At 61.8% G+C, this 15,137-nt stretch carries 16 protein-coding genes and 1 pseudogene; 5 read left to right on the top strand and 12 right to left on the bottom strand.

What is annotated here, in order from left to right; all coding sequences use genetic code 11:
• Positions 1–918: glucan biosynthesis protein (locus tag ACE04F_RS00290; RefSeq protein WP_486103960.1), on the top strand; the 918-nt coding region annotated here is incomplete at its 5' end.
• Positions 911–3,481 carry a glucans biosynthesis glucosyltransferase MdoH gene (gene mdoH, locus ACE04F_RS00295; RefSeq protein ID WP_486103962.1) on the top strand — a complete coding sequence of 857 codons (2,571 nt, stop codon included), beginning with the start codon at positions 911–913 and terminating at the stop codon, positions 3,479–3,481. The genes ACE04F_RS00290 and mdoH, both read left to right, overlap by 8 nt.
• Positions 3,482–3,627: 146 nt before the next feature.
• Here the strand turns inward: mdoH and ACE04F_RS00300 are convergent, their stop codons facing one another.
• Entirely contained in the window at positions 3,628–3,900 is a 273-nt protein-coding gene (locus ACE04F_RS00300) for a DUF6124 family protein (RefSeq protein ID WP_486103964.1), read from the bottom strand.
• Between the two features lie 408 nt (positions 3,901–4,308).
• Between ACE04F_RS00300 and ACE04F_RS00305 the strand changes: the two genes are divergently transcribed.
• On the top strand, positions 4,309–4,542 hold the full coding sequence (locus ACE04F_RS00305) for a nucleoid-structuring protein H-NS (RefSeq protein WP_486103986.1): 234 nt from the start codon (positions 4,309–4,311) through the stop codon (positions 4,540–4,542).
• An 89-nt stretch (positions 4,543–4,631) separates the two neighbouring features.
• Here ACE04F_RS00305 and ACE04F_RS00310 read toward each other — a convergent pair whose 3' ends face one another.
• Positions 4,632–4,904 (bottom strand): DUF6124 family protein, encoded by a 273-nt coding sequence (locus tag ACE04F_RS00310; RefSeq protein WP_486103966.1) that lies wholly within the window; start codon positions 4,902–4,904, stop codon positions 4,632–4,634.
• Between the two features lie 525 nt (positions 4,905–5,429).
• Between ACE04F_RS00310 and ACE04F_RS00315 the strand changes: the two genes are divergently transcribed.
• A complete protein-coding gene (locus ACE04F_RS00315) occupies positions 5,430–5,561 on the top strand; it encodes a hypothetical protein (RefSeq protein WP_486103968.1) in 132 nt (43 codons plus the stop codon).
• 930 nt (positions 5,562–6,491) lie between these two features.
• Here the strand turns inward: ACE04F_RS00315 and ACE04F_RS00320 are convergent.
• From ACE04F_RS00320 to ubiE, 10 genes and pseudogenes are all read right to left on the bottom strand, one after another.
• The gene (locus tag ACE04F_RS00320; RefSeq protein ID WP_486103970.1) at positions 6,492–8,408 is read right to left on the bottom strand and encodes a methyl-accepting chemotaxis protein; all 1,917 of its coding nucleotides are present in this window, start codon (positions 8,406–8,408) and stop codon (positions 6,492–6,494) included.
• A gap of 212 nt (positions 8,409–8,620) precedes the next feature.
• Positions 8,621–9,328, bottom strand: coding sequence for a 16S rRNA (uracil(1498)-N(3))-methyltransferase (locus tag ACE04F_RS00325; protein ID WP_486103971.1), 708 nt, complete (start codon positions 9,326–9,328; stop codon positions 8,621–8,623).
• Positions 9,325–10,122: a twin-arginine translocase subunit TatC gene (tatC, locus tag ACE04F_RS00330; RefSeq protein ID WP_486103973.1), complete on the bottom strand. Its 798-nt coding sequence runs from the start codon at positions 10,120–10,122 to the stop codon at positions 9,325–9,327. Before tatC ends, ACE04F_RS00325 begins: the two co-directional genes overlap by 4 nt.
• Positions 10,119–10,532 carry a Sec-independent protein translocase protein TatB gene (tatB, locus tag ACE04F_RS00335; protein WP_486103975.1) on the bottom strand — a complete coding sequence of 138 codons (414 nt, stop codon included), beginning with the start codon at positions 10,530–10,532 and terminating at the stop codon, positions 10,119–10,121. The genes tatC and tatB overlap by 4 nt, the downstream gene beginning before the upstream one ends.
• 10 nt (positions 10,533–10,542) lie before the next feature.
• A complete protein-coding gene (locus ACE04F_RS00340; protein ID WP_486103976.1) occupies positions 10,543–10,830 on the bottom strand; it encodes a twin-arginine translocase TatA/TatE family subunit in 288 nt (95 codons plus the stop codon).
• A 24-nt stretch (positions 10,831–10,854) separates the two neighbouring features.
• A complete protein-coding gene (locus tag ACE04F_RS00345) occupies positions 10,855–11,187 on the bottom strand; it encodes a phosphoribosyl-ATP diphosphatase (protein ID WP_003186671.1) in 333 nt (110 codons plus the stop codon).
• Complete coding sequence (gene hisI, locus ACE04F_RS00350) at positions 11,180–11,578, bottom strand: phosphoribosyl-AMP cyclohydrolase (RefSeq protein WP_305497371.1); 399 nt, start codon at positions 11,576–11,578, stop codon at positions 11,180–11,182. The genes ACE04F_RS00345 and hisI overlap by 8 nt, the downstream gene beginning before the upstream one ends.
• Before the next feature lie 81 nt (positions 11,579–11,659).
• Positions 11,660–13,264, bottom strand: a complete 1,605-nt coding sequence (gene ubiB, locus ACE04F_RS00355; RefSeq protein WP_486103979.1) for a ubiquinone biosynthesis regulatory protein kinase UbiB — start codon at positions 13,262–13,264, stop codon at positions 11,660–11,662.
• Positions 13,261–13,885, bottom strand: a pseudogene (locus ACE04F_RS00360) (ubiquinone biosynthesis accessory factor UbiJ). Before ACE04F_RS00360 ends, ubiB begins: the two are co-directional and overlap by 4 nt.
• A complete protein-coding gene (ubiE, locus tag ACE04F_RS00365; RefSeq protein ID WP_024779926.1) occupies positions 13,885–14,655 on the bottom strand; it encodes a bifunctional demethylmenaquinone methyltransferase/2-methoxy-6-polyprenyl-1,4-benzoquinol methylase UbiE in 771 nt (256 codons plus the stop codon). The pseudogene ACE04F_RS00360 and the gene ubiE overlap by 1 nt, the downstream one beginning before the upstream one ends.
• A 155-nt stretch (positions 14,656–14,810) precedes the next feature.
• Here ubiE and ACE04F_RS00370 point away from each other — a divergent pair, with 155 nt between their 5' ends.
• A complete protein-coding gene (locus ACE04F_RS00370) occupies positions 14,811–15,086 on the top strand; it encodes a polyhydroxyalkanoic acid system family protein (protein ID WP_434696110.1) in 276 nt (91 codons plus the stop codon).
• The last annotated feature ends 51 nt before the right edge of the window (positions 15,087–15,137 follow it).

The raw sequence follows: 15,137 nt of genomic DNA on the forward strand, positions 1-15,137 counted from the left end.
CCCCACGACTCCAGCGGCCTGTCCATCCATGCCGGCAACGGTGAATGGATCTGGCGTCCGCTGAACAACCCGAAACACCTGGCCGTGAGCAACTTCTCGGTAGAAAACCCGCGTGGTTTCGGCCTGCTGCAACGTGGCCGTGACTTCAGTCACTACGAAGACCTGGACGACCGTTATGAAAAACGTCCAAGCGCCTGGATCGAACCGAAAGGCGACTGGGGCAAGGGTACTGTCGACCTCGTCGAGATCCCGACCGCCGACGAAACCAACGACAACATCGTTGCGTTCTGGAGCCCGGAAAAACTGCCTGAGCCAGGCCAGCCACTGGACTTCGCCTATCGCCTGCACTGGACGCTCGATGAAGCCAGCCTGCACTCGCCAGACAGCGCCTGGGTCAAGCAGACCCTGCGCTCCACGGGCGACGTGAAGCAGTCCAACCTGATTCGCCAGCCGGATGGCAGCGTGGCCTACCTGGTCGATTTCGAAGGCCCGTCCCTGCAAGCCCTGCCTGAAGACGCCGAGGTGCGTAGCCAGGTGAGCGTCGGTGACAACGGCGAGATCGTCGAGAACAGCGTGCGCTACAACCCTGAAACCAAGGGCTGGCGCCTGACGTTGCGCCTGAAAATCAAGGACCCGAGCAAGGCGACCGAAATGCGTGCCGCGTTGGTCCGGCCACTGGTTCCTGTCGAACTGCCGGCTACCTCGCATTCCGTGACGACGCTGGCGAAGGCCGACAAGGTCGCCAAGCAGCAGAGCGAAAAAGACAAAGCCAACGAACAGGCCGGCGAGCAGCAGGAAGCCAAGGCCGTCAAGGCGTCCACCGCCGCCGCCGAGCCGACCCCAACCCCGCAGGAACCGGAGCAGACTGAACAAGTCCTGACCGAGACCTGGAGCTATCAGTTGCCTGCCGATGAGTAATACTTCCGTACAGCCAGTGTCTCTGAGCGAGTATCTGGCCCATTTGCCGATGACCGATGAGCAGCGCGCCGAACTGGCGGGCTGCCAGTCCTTCAGCGAATTGCACGAACGCCTGGCTTCATCGACCTTCGATGCGCCCAACGAGGCTGCCCAAGCCTCGGTGGGCCGTCGTCTGACGCTCAGCACCGCCGAGGAACTCGAGGACGCCGAAATGCTGGCCCTCGACTCCAATGGCCGGGTATGCCTGAAGGCTACTCCGCCGATTCGCCGGACCAAGGTCGTGCCGGAGCCATGGCGCACCAACATCCTGGTACGTGCCTGGCGCCGCCTGACCGGTCGCACCAACCCACCGAAGCCGCCGAAGGACGAGCGCGTCCTGCCGCATGCACGCTGGCGTACAGTGGGTTCGATCCGTCGCTATATCCTGCTGATCCTGATGCTTGGCCAGACCATCGTCGCCGGCTGGTACATGAAAGGCATCATGCCGTACCAGGGCTGGTCGCTGGTGGACCTGGATGAAGTGCTGCATCAGCCGCTGCTGCAGACAGCCACGCAAGTGCTGCCATACGCACTGCAAACCAGCATCCTGATTCTGTTCGGGATCCTGTTCTGCTGGGTATCGGCCGGTTTCTGGACCGCGCTGATGGGTTTCCTCGAACTGCTCACCGGGCATGACAAGTACCGCATTTCCGGTGCCAGTGCCGGTAACGAGCCGATTCCCAAGGATGCCCGCACCGCCCTGGTGATGCCGATCTGTAACGAGGACGTGCCACGGGTATTCGCCGGTCTGCGCGCCACCTTCGAGTCGGTCGCGGCCACGGGTGACCTGGATCGCTTCGACTTCTTCGTGCTCAGCGACAGTAACGAAACCGATATCTGCGTCGCCGAGCAGCAGGCCTGGCTGGATGTCTGCCGTGAAACCGGGGGCTTCGGCAAGATCTTCTATCGCCGCCGCCGTCGCCGCGTGAAACGCAAGAGCGGCAACCTCGACGACTTCTGCCGTCGCTGGGGCAGCGACTACAAGTACATGGTCGTGCTCGACGCCGACAGCGTCATGAGCGGCGAATGCCTGACCAGCCTGGTGCGGCTGATGGAGGCCACACCGGACGCCGGCATCATCCAGACTGCGCCGCGTGCCTCGGGCATGGACACGCTGTATGCGCGCATGCAGCAGTTCGCCACACGGGTCTACGGCCCGCTGTTCACCGCCGGCCTGCACTTCTGGCAGCTGGGCGAGTCGCACTACTGGGGGCACAACGCGATCATCCGGATGAAGCCGTTTATCGACCACTGCGCCCTGGCGCCGTTGCCCGGTAAAGGTGCCTTCTCCGGTGCGATCCTCTCCCACGACTTTGTCGAAGCCGCGCTGATGCGCCGTGCCGGCTGGGGCGTGTGGATTGCCTATGACCTGCCGGGCAGCTACGAAGAGCTGCCACCGAACCTGCTGGACGAACTCAAGCGTGACCGTCGCTGGTGCCACGGCAACCTGATGAACTTCCGGCTGTTCCTGGTCAAGGGCATGCACCCGGTGCACCGCGCGGTGTTCCTGACCGGCGTGATGTCCTACCTGTCGGCGCCGCTGTGGTTCTTCTTCCTGGTGCTGTCCACCGCGCTGCTGGCGGTGAACACGCTGATGGAGCCGCAGTACTTCCTCGAGCCGCGTCAGTTGTATCCGCTGTGGCCACAATGGCATCCGGAAAAAGCCATCGCGCTGTTCTCGACCACCATCGTGCTGCTGTTCCTGCCCAAGCTCTTGAGCATCGTGCTGATCTGGGCGAAAGGCGCGAAGGAGTTCGGCGGCAAGTTCAAGGTGACGATGTCGATGCTGCTGGAAATGCTGTTCTCCATGCTGCTGGCGCCGGTGCGCATGATCTTCCACACCCGTTTCGTGCTGGCTGCCTTCCTGGGCTGGGCCGCGACCTGGAACTCGCCCAAGCGTGACGATGACTCCACGCCTTGGAGCGAAGCCATCAAGCGCCACGGCCCGCAGACCCTGCTGGGCTTCTTCTGGGCCTTGCTGGTGATCTGGCTGAACCCGAGCTTCCTGTGGTGGCTCGTGCCGATTGTCGGCTCGCTGATGTTGTCGATCCCGGTTTCGGTGATCTCCAGCCGCGTGGGCCTGGGCTTGAAGTCCCGTGATGAAAGCTTGTTCCTGATTCCCGAGGAATACGCGCCGCCCCAGGAGCTGCTGTCGACTGACCAGTACACCCATGAAAACCGTTGGCACGCGCTGAACGACGGTTTCATCCGGGCGGTCGTCGATCCGCAACAGAACGCCCTGGCGTATGCGCTGGCCACCTCGCGTCACGGCCAGGCCGAGCCGATTGAATGGCTGCGGGTCGAACGCGTTCGTCACGCCCTGAAGGTTGGCCCTGCCGGTCTCAACAATGCCGAGCGACTGGCGCTGCTGAGCGATCCGGTGGCCCTGTCCCGCCTGCATGAGCAGGTCTGGAGCGAGGCGCATCCTGAATGGCTGGCGGCGTGGCGTGAATCGGTCAAGGCCGATCCACATGCACCGTTGCTGCCGCTTCAGCCGGTGGGCGCACAGCCTCAACTGGCCTGATACACAAAAAGCCCCGCTTCTGAAAAGAGGCGGGGCTTTTTGTTGGGCGCGTTTTATTGGCGATTCGCTCTTGTGGCGAGGGAGCTCGCTCCCGCTGGGGCGGTCCGACGTTTCGGGCGTAGCCGCCCCATGTTTTATGGGTGAGGTCAGTGCTGCGGATTGACGCTATCCAACACTCGATTCGCCAACAAACCGCTCAGCTCGATCAATTGCTGAATGCCAAGGGCGATGTGTCGCCGCGAGCCTTCCAGGTCGAATGCAAGGTCGCTGATCATGGCGTCGGCCGAGGCCAGGGTTTCGCTGAGGTTGGCGAGCAGGCTTTCGGTGTCGATACCGTCCACGACGGTGAAGAGCTGGCTCGATGGATTGTCGTTGGGGTGGGTTTCTGGTTCTGGTGGGTTCGGTGTGGCCTTGTACATCACGAGCTCCTTGATTGATGGAGCCGCCAGACATCGCTGCTAAACGAAAGGGTGGCGGCAGTACGCGGGTTAGCAGACCAGGAATCAAGGAACCCGGCGCACCGAAGTGCCCCACGCACAGCCGCCATAAAACGGACCTGCGTGCCTTGATATTATGCCGAGCTGCTAAACCCGATCGCTGAGCTGTCAGCGACCTGCAAACGTTAGAGCCCAGGGCCAAGGCGCACAAGCCGGCGGATTCTGGCGTAGTTGTAGGCAAAGGCGCAAGACGTCGTAGCCTTGGGATGACGGACTGTGGGAGTTGGGGGTTTTGTGTGTATATCCGTTATTTAGGTAACGGCTGCTTAGGGTTTCGCCCTTACGGCGACTCACTTTTTTCAGACGCCAAAAAAGTAAGCAAAAAAGGCTTTGCCCCACCACTCGGCACCTCGCCCAGGCTCGGTGTGCCCTTACTCCGGCATTGCTCCGTGGGCCCGCCGCGAAGGGCCGTCCCTGGCCCAGCGCGGCTATCCCGGCATCCATGCCGGGATGCCCACTGCGCAATGCCTGCGTTCGGCCAGCGGGGTTAACGGGGCGCCTCAGATCAAGATCAAGGTCAAGATCAAGGTCAAGGTCAAGATCAAGATCAGGATCAAGGTCTAAAGCGAGGCGGCCTTATAGCCGACCTGGTTTTGCGGTCGTACTTCGATCCAATGTGCGGGCGAGCCTGCTCGCCGCGGTGCGCGGTGAGGTCAGTGCTGCGGATTGACGCTATCCAACACTCGATTCGCCAACAAACCGCTCAGTTCGATCAGTTGCTGAATGCCAAGGGCGATGTGTCGCCGCGAGCCTTCCAGGTCGAATGCAAGGTCGCTGATCATGGCGTCGGCCGAGGCCAGGGTTTCGCTGAGGTTGGCGAGCAGGCTTTCGGTGTCGATACCGTCCACGACGGTGAAGAGCTGGCTCGATGGATTGTCGTTGGGGTGGGTTTCTGGTTCTGGTGGGTTCGGTGTGGCTTTGAACATGATTGACGCTCCTAGGGTAATGGAGCCGCCAGATATCGCTGCTAAACGAGGAAGGTGGCGACTGTACGCGGGTTAGCAGACCGGGACCCTAGAACCCGGCAGACCCGAAGGTCTCCCACGCACAACCGCCATGACATCAATGTGCAGGCGCTGAAGCCTGCTCACGCATGTGGGAGCGTACGTCTAGGATTATCCAGGCTGCTAAACCCGATCGCTGAATCGACAGCGACCTGCAAACGTTAGAGCCCAGGGCCAAGGCGCACAAGCCGGCGGATTCTGGCGTAGTTGTAGGCAAAGGCGCAAGACGTCGTAGCCTTGGGATGACGGACCGTGGGAGTTGGGGTTTGTGTGTATATCCGTTATTGAGGTAACGGCTTCTTATGGTTTCGCCTTTACGGCGAGTCACTTTTTTCAGACGCCAAAAAAGTAACCAAAAAGGCTTTGCCCCACCACTCGGTGCCTCGCCAAGGCTCGGCATGCCCTCACTCCGGCCTTGCTCCGTGGGCCCGCCGCGAAGGGCCATCCATGGCCCAGCGCGGCTATCCCGGCATCCATGCCGGGATGCCCACTGCGCAACGCCTGCGTTCGGCCAGCGTGGTTAACGGGGCGCCTCAGATCAAGATCAAGGTCAAGATCAAGATCAAGATCAAGGTCTAAAGCGAGGCGGCCTGGCAGCCGACCTTATTCTTACGGCGGTACGCTGATTCCAATGTGGGAGCGAGCTTGCTCGCGATGGCGACCTTGCAGCCGGCCAGGGGTTTGTTGGCCGGGTACATATCCATTGCTGCGGTAACGGCTGCTTAGGGTTCCGCCCTTGCGGCGGGTCACTTTTTCAGACGCTAAAAAAGTAACCAAAAGGCTTTGCGGGTATGACTCACCCACATAGGTTACAAATCAGTTCACGCACATAGGTAACAGTTTTTAACTGGCAGGGTCGTTTTTCGGATCTGAGCATGCCATGCCGAGGCGGCCTTATAGCCGACCTGTCTCTTTGGCTTTATTCCAATTCCATTGTGGGAGCGAGCCTGCTCGCGAAGAGGTCAGCGCATTCGGCATCTTCATCAACTGTGGCACCGCCATCGCGAGCAAGCTCGCTCCCACAGGTGTTTTGTGTCGCCTACAGAATAGTGGTTGAACGCAGAGGCATTGTGGGAGCGAGCTTGCCCGCGAAGAGGTCGGTACATTCCATCCCTTCATCGGCTGTGACATTGCTTTCGCGAGCAGGCTCGCTCCCACATGAGAAACGCGGTCCCATCAAGAACCAGGCCGGCTATAAGGCCGCCTCGCGGTGGAGGTTGATTTCGGCGCCCCGTTAACCACGATGGCCGAACGCAGGCATTGCGCAGTGGGCACCTCGGCATGGATGCCGAGGTAGCCGCGCTGGGCCAGGGACGGCCCTTCGCGGCGGGCCCACGGAGCAATGCCGGAGTGAGGGCATGCCGAGCCTAGGCGAGGCACCAAGTGGTGGGGCAAAGGCGCTTTGGTTACTTTCGCGCCTTTCGAAAGTGACTCGCCGTAAGGGCGAAACCGTAAGAAGCCGTTACCGAAGAAACGGATATTCATACAACCCTAATACCAACGCTCCAATCAAACCCTGAACCGCCCCACCAACGTCTGCAAATGAACCCCCAGTCGCGCCAGTTCGGCACTGGAGGCGGCAGTCTCTTCACTGGACGACGCCGTCTGCTCCGACACATCCCGCACATTCAGCACGCTACGGTTGATCTCCTCGGCCACCGCGCTCTGCTGCTCTGCCGCCGCTGCGATCTGCTGGTTCATCGACTGGATTGCCGACACCGTGCGAGTGATGTTTTCCAGCGAGCCACCAGCGCGGCGGGTCAGTTCGACGCTGCTGTCGGTCAGGCTGCGGCTGTTGTCCATGATGGTTGCGACCTGTTCGGTACCGGTCTGTAGGCCGACGATCAGTTCTTCGATTTCCTCGGTGGACTTCTGGGTGCGCTGGGCCAGGCTGCGGACCTCATCGGCCACCACGGCGAAGCCGCGCCCGGCTTCACCGGCTCGGGCTGCCTCGATGGCCGCGTTGAGGGCCAGCAGGTTGGTTTGCTGGGCCACCGACTTGATCACGTCCAGGACGCTGCCGATCTTGTCGCTTTCGCGCTTCAGGTCGCCCATGGCGGCGGTAGAGTTGCCCACTTCCCGCGCCAGGCGCTCGATCTGGGCGATGGCTTCGCCGACGACCTTGTCACCTTCGCGGGCTTGTTGGTCGGCGGCGACGGCGGCTTCGGAGGCTTCCTCGGCGTTGCGCGCCACTTCCTGCACGGTGGCGGTCATTTCGTGCATGGCAGTGGCGACCTGATCGGTCTCGATCTTTTGACTGTTGACCCCGGCGCTGGTCTGCTCGGTCACCGCCGAGAGTTGTTCAGCAGCGCTGGCGATCTGGGTAACACCTTCACCGATGCCGCCGATCAACTGCCGCAAGCCCACGGTCATGCGTTGCATGGCGCGTTGCAGTTGACCGAGTTCGTCGCGGCGTTCGGATGTCAGGTTGTGGGTAAGATCGCCCGCGGCGACGCGTTCTGCCACCTTCAGGGTCTCATCCAGCGGGCCGACGATCTGCCGGGTGATGAGCAAGGCGGCGATCACGCCGAACAGCAGCGCCAGTGCGGCGGCTGCGATCAGAACGGTCTTGGCCTGCGCGGTGTCGTGGTCACGCACGGCCGTCTGGGACGCGGTGAGCTTTTGGCTGGAGTCGATCAGGACCTGGCCTTGCTCGCTCATACGCTGCAGAGCGGCACCGTTATCAAGTTGGGAGTCACGGAACTGGCTGACTGCCGCCCGGTAGATGTTCATCGAGTCGCTGGCCTGCTGGAGCCTGTCGGCATGTTCCTCAGGCAACTGGGCTGGCAAGCGCGCGAGCAGTTTCAGGACATCGGTAATGGCATCGATGGCCGGCTGTTGGGCCTCGCTTTTGCCGCTGTAGGTGTAACCGCGAACCTGATAGCGTGCCTGCTGGATCGCCTTGCTCAAGGTCACCACGCTGTTGAACTGGGTGATGTCGGCGCCCTGTAGCAGCGCTTTCTCCACTTCGGCAACGCGGGCTACGGTGTTATCGGCGCTGGCGCCCAGCTTGCTGCGGGCATCTTCGCGGCTGACGGTGGCGCTGGTCATCTGGGTGAAGGCGCTTTTGTATTCGGCAACGGCGGCCAGTTGCTTGTCGATCAACGCCACATCGTCAGGCTGTTCGATCATCTCGCGAGCGGTCTTCAACCCGGCTTCGAGCTTGCCGAGCAGGTCGTTGACCTGTTGCGGACCTTTTTCGCCGCGCGTGGTGTTGTAGTCGATGCTGGCGAGGTCCAGGTCCTTGCTCAGGTCGTTCAGGCTGGCAATGAACCCCAGCTTGTCGCCCCGGCTGATGACATTGCCCAGGCCGGACCAACCGGTGAACGCGATCATCAGGGTGAGGAACAGCACCAGGCCGAAGCCGAAGCCAAGTTTGCGATTAACGCTTACGTTTCCCAGACCCTGGGCAAGCCACCGGAACATGCTGATACTCCCTTGGAGCGCTGAATTGGTTTTATGGGCACTGTATCGGCGGCTTTGGCGGGAGCTGTAGAAAATAGACGCGGCGGGTCTTTTCGTGGCGAGGGAGCTTGCTCCCGCTTGGTCGCGAAGCGGCCATCTGCGGCCAGGAATTTACGACTGCTTCGCAGCCGAGCGGGAGCAAGCTCCCTCGCCACGGGAAAGCAAACAGGTCGTTAGAACAGCCGTGCAAGCAGGGCTGTAACGGCGGTCTCGACCCGCAGGATCCGTTCGCCGAGCTGCACCGGTTGCAGGCCGGCCTTGCCCAGCAGGTCGATTTCGTAGGGGATCCAGCCGCCTTCGGGGCCGATGGCCAAGGTCACCGGTTCAGTCAGCGCGCGCGGGCAGGGCGGGTGGTTGCCAGGGTGGCCGACCAGCCCGAGGGTGCCTTCGACGATGGCGGGCAGGCGATCTTCGACGAAGGGCTTGAAGCGTTTTTCAATGATGATTTCCGGCAGCACGCTGTCCCGAGCCTGCTCCAGACCCAGAATAAGTTGCTCGCGAATCGCCTCGGGTTCCAGGAAGGGCGTCTGCCAGAAGCTCTTTTCCACACGATAACTGTTCACCAGCACCACGCGCGGCACGCCCATGGAGGCGACGGTCTGGAATACCCGCCGGAGCATTTTCGGACGCGGCAATGCCAGTACCAGTGTCAGCGGCAACTTGGCCGGCGGCGGCTGGTCGAGAGTCACTTGCAGTTCGGCTTCGCGCGCTTCCAGGCGCAATACCTGGGCCGTGCCCATCAGGCCGCCGAGGCGTCCGACCCGCAGGCTGTCGCCGACGGCGCTGCGGTGGACTTCCTGCATGTGCGTGAGGCGGCGATCGCTCAGGATGACGCGGTCCGGCTCGATGAAGTCGGCCTCTTCAAGCAGCAGCAGGTTCACGCTTGGGTCGCTGGCGGCTGGTCGTTGTGGTCGTCGACCGGCTCGTCCTCGGGTTCTTCTTCGCGGCGTTTGCGCACCAGGCCACCGAACAGGATGCCGATCTCGAACAAGAGCCACATCGGCACGGCCAGCAAGGTCTGGGAGAAAATGTCCGGCGGCGTGAGGATCATACCGACCACGAAGCAACCGATGATCACGTACGGACGGATCTTCTTCAGGTAGGCGACGTCGACCACGCCGATCCACACCAGCAATACCACCGCTACGGGAATCTCGAACGCCACGCCAAAGGCGAAGAACAACGTCATGACGAAATCCAGGTAGCTGGTAATGTCGGTCATCATTTCCACGCCGGCCGGGGTGGCGGCGGCGAAGAACTTGAAGATCAGCGGGAATACGAAGAAGTAGGCGAAGGCCATGCCGGTGTAGAACAGCAGGATGCTCGACACCAGCAGCGGCACGGCGATGCGTTTTTCATGCTTGTACAGGCCGGGAGCGATGAAGCCCCAGATCTGATGCAGGATCACCGGGATCGCCAGGAACAGCGAGACCATCATCGTCAGCTTCAACGGCGTCAGGAACGGCGACGACACATCGGTGGCGATCATCGTCGCGCCCACCGGCAGGTACTCGCGCAGCGGTGTGGAGACGAAGGTGTAGATCTGCTGGGTGAAGGCAAACAGCCCGGCAAAGATGATGAACACCGCCGCGACGCAGCGCAGCAGGCGGGTGCGCAACTCGGTTAGATGCGATACCAGCGGCATCGGCTGGTCGTTTTCAGGGAGATCGCTCATGGGGCTCGCGGCGGCAGAGTGGAGTCGTTGGGAGTCGGGGGCGTCGCCGTCACCGGATCAATCGGTTTGGCCGGTTCAACCGCCACTGGCGCAGCTTCGACCGCCGGGACCTGAGGAGCAATCGTCGGCTCGGCCACGGGCTGGACCGGCGTCGGCTCCTGCTGGGTCGGCGAGAAGATCTTCCGCGCTTCCTGTTCCAGGGACAGGATGTGTTCGTTGTGCAGTTGCCGACGGATGTCGTCGGCACCGATTTCACGTTCAACTTCCTGTTTGATCGCATTGAAGCTGCGCTTCAGGCGCCCGATCCACAGACCGGCGGTGCGCGCAGCGCCCGGCAGGCGCTCGGGCCCCAGTACCAACAGGGCGACGAGGCCGACGAGCAGCAGTTCAGTGAAGCTGATCCCAAACATTAGTCAGTGCTCACGAGTCTTTGCGGGTTGGCTCTTCGACTTTCTGGGCCTGCACGTCGATGGTGTTCGGCGCATTCACCGGCTGCGAGGCCTGTGGGTGCACCGGTTGGGCCGGTTGTACCGGTTGCGACGGAGTGGCCTGTGGGTCGGCCGGTTTCTCGTCATCGTTCATGGCCTTGCGAAAGCCCTTGATCGACTCACCGACATCGGTGCCGAGGTTTTTCAGTTTCTTGGTGCCGAACACCAGCACCACGACCACCAGAATGACGACCCAGTGTTTCCAGTCAAAAATACCCATGTGGCTATTCCTCTCAAAAGTTGATCAGGCGGACGGGCGCGAGGCTTTTTCGACGTGCCCGGACAGACCGAAGCGACGGTCCAGTTCATCCAGTACGGCCTGCGGATGCTGCCCCAGTTGGGCGAGCATGACGAGGCTGTGGAACCACAGGTCGGCGGTCTCGTAGATCACGTCGCTGCAGTCGCCGCTGATGGCGGCGTCCTTGGCGGCAATGATGGTTTCGACCGACTCTTCGCCGACCTTTTCCAGAATCTTGTTCAAACCCTTGTGGTACAGGCTGGCGACATAGGAGCTGTCGGCCGCGGCGCCCTTGCGCTCTTCCAGCACCTGGGCCAGGCGGGTCAGGGTGTCACTCATGGTTGTGTCCTGAATAGATGGCGTGCGGGTCCTTGAGTACCGGGTCGACGGTTTTCCAGTCGCCGTTCTCGAAGACACGATAGAAGCAGCTTTGACGGCCGGTATGGCAGGCGATTTCACCGACCTGTTCGACCATCAGGATAATGACGTCGCCGTCGCAGTCCAGGCGCATCTCGTGCAGGTGTTGCACGTGCCCGGACTCTTCACCCTTGCGCCACAGCTTGCCACGGGAACGTGACCAATAGATGGCGCGATTCTCGGCGGCAGTCAGGGCCAGCGCCTCGCGATTCATCCAGGCCATCATCAGCACACGCCCGGTCTTGTGATCCTGGGCGATCGCCGGCACCAGGCCGTCGGCGTCCCATTTGATCTCGTCCTGCCAGTTTTTCATCTTCGACTCCGACCATGGGCCGCGCACTTCCAGTCGGCGGGCCCAGCGTTGAAACAGTGTGCCAGCGTGAACCGGTGCTGGCTATCGACGAACGACCAGATACAAACCGACGGCCACCATGATCCCGGCGGGCCAATGGCCCAGTTCGCTTAACGGGCCACCGGCCGCCAACACCGCGCCGCCACCCAGGTGAGCCGCGCCAAGCAGGCGCAGGAACCAATCGTCGCGCCGCTGTTTCCAGGGTGGAGCAGGATCATGGGCATGGGGCTGAGACATGCGTTCGAGCAGATCGCGGGTCATGTTGGCCAGGTGCGGAATCTGCTCGAACTGGCTCTGGACGTTGCCCAGCAAGGCTTTAGGGCTGACGCGCTCGCGCATCCAGCGTTCAAGGAAGGGCTGGGCGGTGTTCCACAAATCCAGGTCCGGGTACAGCTGGCGACCGAGGCCTTCGATGTTCAACAGGGTTTTTTGCAGCAACACCAACTGCGGCTGGACCTCCATGTTGAAGCGACGCGCAGTCTGGAACAGGCGCATCAGCACCTGGCCGAAGGAAATATCTTTTAACGGTTTTTCGAAGATCGGTTCGCACACGGTGCGGATCGCCGCTTCGAATTCGTTGAGCTTGGTCTCGGCCGGCACCCAGCCCGAATCGATGTGCAACTGCGCGACGCGGCGATAGTCACGCTTGAAGAAGGCGAACAGGTTGCGGGCCAGGTAATCCTGGTCCTCGGGGGTGAGACTGCCGACGATGCCGCAATCGATGGCGATGTACTGCGGGCTCCACGGTTGCACGGTGCTGACGAAGATGTTGCCCGGGTGCATGTCGGCGTGGAAGAAGCTGTCGCGAAACACCTGGGTAAAGAAAATCTCCACGCCGCGCTCGGCAAGCAATTTCATGTCGGTGCGCTGGTCGGCGAGGGTTGCCAGGTCGGTCACCTGGATCCCGTAGATGCGCTCCATCACCAGCACTTTCGGCCGGCACCAGTCCCAGTAGACCTGCGGCACGTACAGCAGTGGCGAGCCCTCGAAATTGCGCCGCAGCTGGCTGGCGTTGGCGGCCTCGCGCAGCAGGTCGAGCTCATCGAAGATGGTTTTTTCATAGTCCTGGACCACGTCCACCGGGTGCAGCAGGCGTGCATCGGCTGACACCCGCTCGGCGGCGCGGGCAAGGATGAACAGCCAGGCCAGGTCCTGAGCAATGATCGGCTTGAGGCCCGGGCGGATGACCTTGACCACCACTTCTTCACCCGTCTTGAGCTGGGCGGCGTGGACCTGGGCGACCGACGCCGAAGCCAGCGGCTCGACGTCGAAACGGCTGAAGACTTCGCTGATTTTCTTGCCCAACTGCGCTTCGATCAGCGCTACCGACAGTTTCGAGTCGAAGGGCGGCACGCGATCCTGCAGCAGCATCAGTTCGTCGGCGATGTCTTCGGGCAACAGGTCGCGACGGGTCGAGAGGATCTGCCCGAACTTGATGAAGATCGGCCCCAGGTCCTGCAAGGCCAGGCGCAGGCGTGCGCCGCGGCTCAAGTCCAGGGTTCGACGGGGGAACCAGCGCCACGGCAGCACAAAGCGCACTGCCAGGAGAAACCAGGGCAGCGGCAGGGCGAACAGCAGGTCATCGAGGCGGTAGCGGATCACGACGCGCTGGATGCGCAACAGACGGCGGACGGCAAGCAGCTTCATGCGTTATCGCTTGGGTTCAAGGGATCGGGAAAGGCGCTCGAAACGCGCCTCGAGTCGTTCCAGATCGAGCTTGATCTGGTCCAGTTCGGCAAAACGGGCCTGGGCTTCGCGTTGGCCTACGAGCGTACGCGATTCCTCGGCCAGGTATTCACTCAGATTCTGTCCCAGGCTGGCGAAGCCCTGGCGGTACCAGCGGGAGCGGCTGCGCAGATGGCCACTGAGCAATTGGGTGGCGACCGGGCCGATCCAGCGGGACACTTCGTATTCCCAGTCCAGTTCCAGGTCCTGGAGAATCGCCGCCAGTTCCAGCAGCACGCCGCTGTCGCCGTCGAGCTCGACGTCGGGGCTGTGCAGCACCGCGGTCTTGTTCTTGCTCAGCGCCAACTCCAGCAGGCTCGATGCCGGGGCGCGCAGCGTGCAGTCGGCTTCGGCCTCCCAATGGGCGGCGAGCATCAGGCCTTCGTCGCTGGGCAGGATGAACAACTGCAACGCCGGGCTGCGGCAGTCGACGGCAATCACCTTGCCGCTCAAGTGTGCCAGGCGCATCGGCGCCGTGCTGTCCAGGCGCAGGACCCGGTTGATACCGAGTTCGACACTGGCGAGCAGCCCGGTGAGCAGCATCAGGGCTTGATACCGCGGTGCAGGGCGACGATGCCGGACGTCATGTTGTGGTAGGTCACCCGATCGAAACCGGCCTCTACCATCATCGACTTCAGCGTTTCCTGGTCGGGGTGCATGCGGATCGATTCGGCCAGGTAGCGATAACTTTCCGCATCGTTGGTGATCAGCTTGCCCATCAACGGCATGAAGGCAAACGAGTAGGCGTCATAGGCCTTGGACATCAACGCGTTGGTCGGCTTGGAAAACTCCAGTACCAACAGCCGGCCACCGGGCTTGAGCACGCGCAACATCGAGCGCAGGGCGTCTTCCTTGTGAGTGACGTTGCGCAGGCCGAAGGCGATGGTCACGCAGTCGAAATGGTTGTCGGGGAACGGCAGCTTCTCGGCGTCGGCCTGGACGAACTCGACGTTGCCGGCCACGCCCAGGTCAAGCAGGCGGTCACGGCCGACCTTGAGCATGGATTCGTTGATGTCGGCGAGCACCACATGGCCGGTGGGGCCGACGATGTGGGAGAACTTTTTAGTCAGGTCACCCGTGCCGCCGGCAATGTCCAGCACGCGGTTGCCGCTGCGCACGCCCGACAGCTCGATCGCGAAACGCTTCCAGAGGCGATGCATGCCGCCCGAGAGCAGGTCGTTCATCAAGTCGTACTTGGCGGCCACCGAGTGGAAAACCTCGGCGACTTTCTCCGCTTTCTGGCTTTCCGGCACGTTCTTGAAGCCGAAGTGCGTGGTGGGTTCGGCATCGCTGCCTTTGCGCTGATCAGTCATATCGCGGTCACCAAAAAAGAATGCGGGACATTCTAATCCCGGTGGAGGGCTTTGTCTTGGCAAGGCTGCAGGTAAGATGAGCCACCGCCCGGACGTTTTGACGCAGGCAAGGTCGCAAACGTTCAGGCAAGTCTCGATCAAGCAGGAGTTAACAGATGGCCCGTATTACTGTTGAGCGTGCCCATGACCTGGGCAAGGAAGCGGCCCGCGAAAAGGCCGACAAGCTGGCCCAGAAACTGTCCGACAGCTATGGCCTGGAACCCAAGTGGGAAGGCGACACGCTGAAGCTCAAGCGTTCCGGGGTCAAGGGTGAAGTGCATGTGGGCGAGGATTCGATCCGCGTCGAAGTGGAGCTGGGCATGTTGATGTCGGCCATGAGCGGGACAATCAAGACGGAAATCGAAAAGGCGCTGGACAAGGCGTTGGCTTGATTGAAGTGCAGAGGACTGAAGTCCAGCGCCTATCTATCAACTGTGGGAGGG

This window comes from Pseudomonas sp. AGC41, from assembly GCF_057334555.1.

Excerpts from the sequence above, each read along its gene's own strand:
- mdoH (WP_486103962.1), top strand. The coding sequence starts at position 911 with ATGAGTAATACTTCCGTACAGCCAGTGTCTCTGAGCGAGTATCTGGCC.
- ACE04F_RS00300 (WP_486103964.1), bottom strand. The coding sequence starts at position 3,900 with ATGTACAAGGCCACACCGAACCCACCAGAACCAGAAACCCACCCCAAC.
- ACE04F_RS00310 (WP_486103966.1), bottom strand. The coding sequence starts at position 4,904 with ATGTTCAAAGCCACACCGAACCCACCAGAACCAGAAACCCACCCCAAC.
- ACE04F_RS00315 (WP_486103968.1), top strand. The coding sequence starts at position 5,430 with ATGGCCCAGCGCGGCTATCCCGGCATCCATGCCGGGATGCCCACTGCG.
- ACE04F_RS00320 (WP_486103970.1), bottom strand. The coding sequence starts at position 8,408 with ATGTTCCGGTGGCTTGCCCAGGGTCTGGGAAACGTAAGCGTTAATCGC.
- tatC (WP_486103973.1), bottom strand. The coding sequence starts at position 10,122 with ATGAGCGATCTCCCTGAAAACGACCAGCCGATGCCGCTGGTATCGCAT.
- tatB (WP_486103975.1), bottom strand. The coding sequence starts at position 10,532 with ATGTTTGGGATCAGCTTCACTGAACTGCTGCTCGTCGGCCTCGTCGCC.
- ACE04F_RS00340 (WP_486103976.1), bottom strand. The coding sequence starts at position 10,830 with ATGGGTATTTTTGACTGGAAACACTGGGTCGTCATTCTGGTGGTCGTG.
- ACE04F_RS00345 (WP_003186671.1), bottom strand. The coding sequence starts at position 11,187 with ATGAGTGACACCCTGACCCGCCTGGCCCAGGTGCTGGAAGAGCGCAAG.
- hisI (WP_305497371.1), bottom strand. The coding sequence starts at position 11,578 with ATGAAAAACTGGCAGGACGAGATCAAATGGGACGCCGACGGCCTGGTG.
- ubiB (WP_486103979.1), bottom strand. The coding sequence starts at position 13,264 with ATGAAGCTGCTTGCCGTCCGCCGTCTGTTGCGCATCCAGCGCGTCGTG.
- ubiE (WP_024779926.1), bottom strand. The coding sequence starts at position 14,655 with ATGACTGATCAGCGCAAAGGCAGCGATGCCGAACCCACCACGCACTTC.
- ACE04F_RS00370 (WP_434696110.1), top strand. The coding sequence starts at position 14,811 with ATGGCCCGTATTACTGTTGAGCGTGCCCATGACCTGGGCAAGGAAGCG.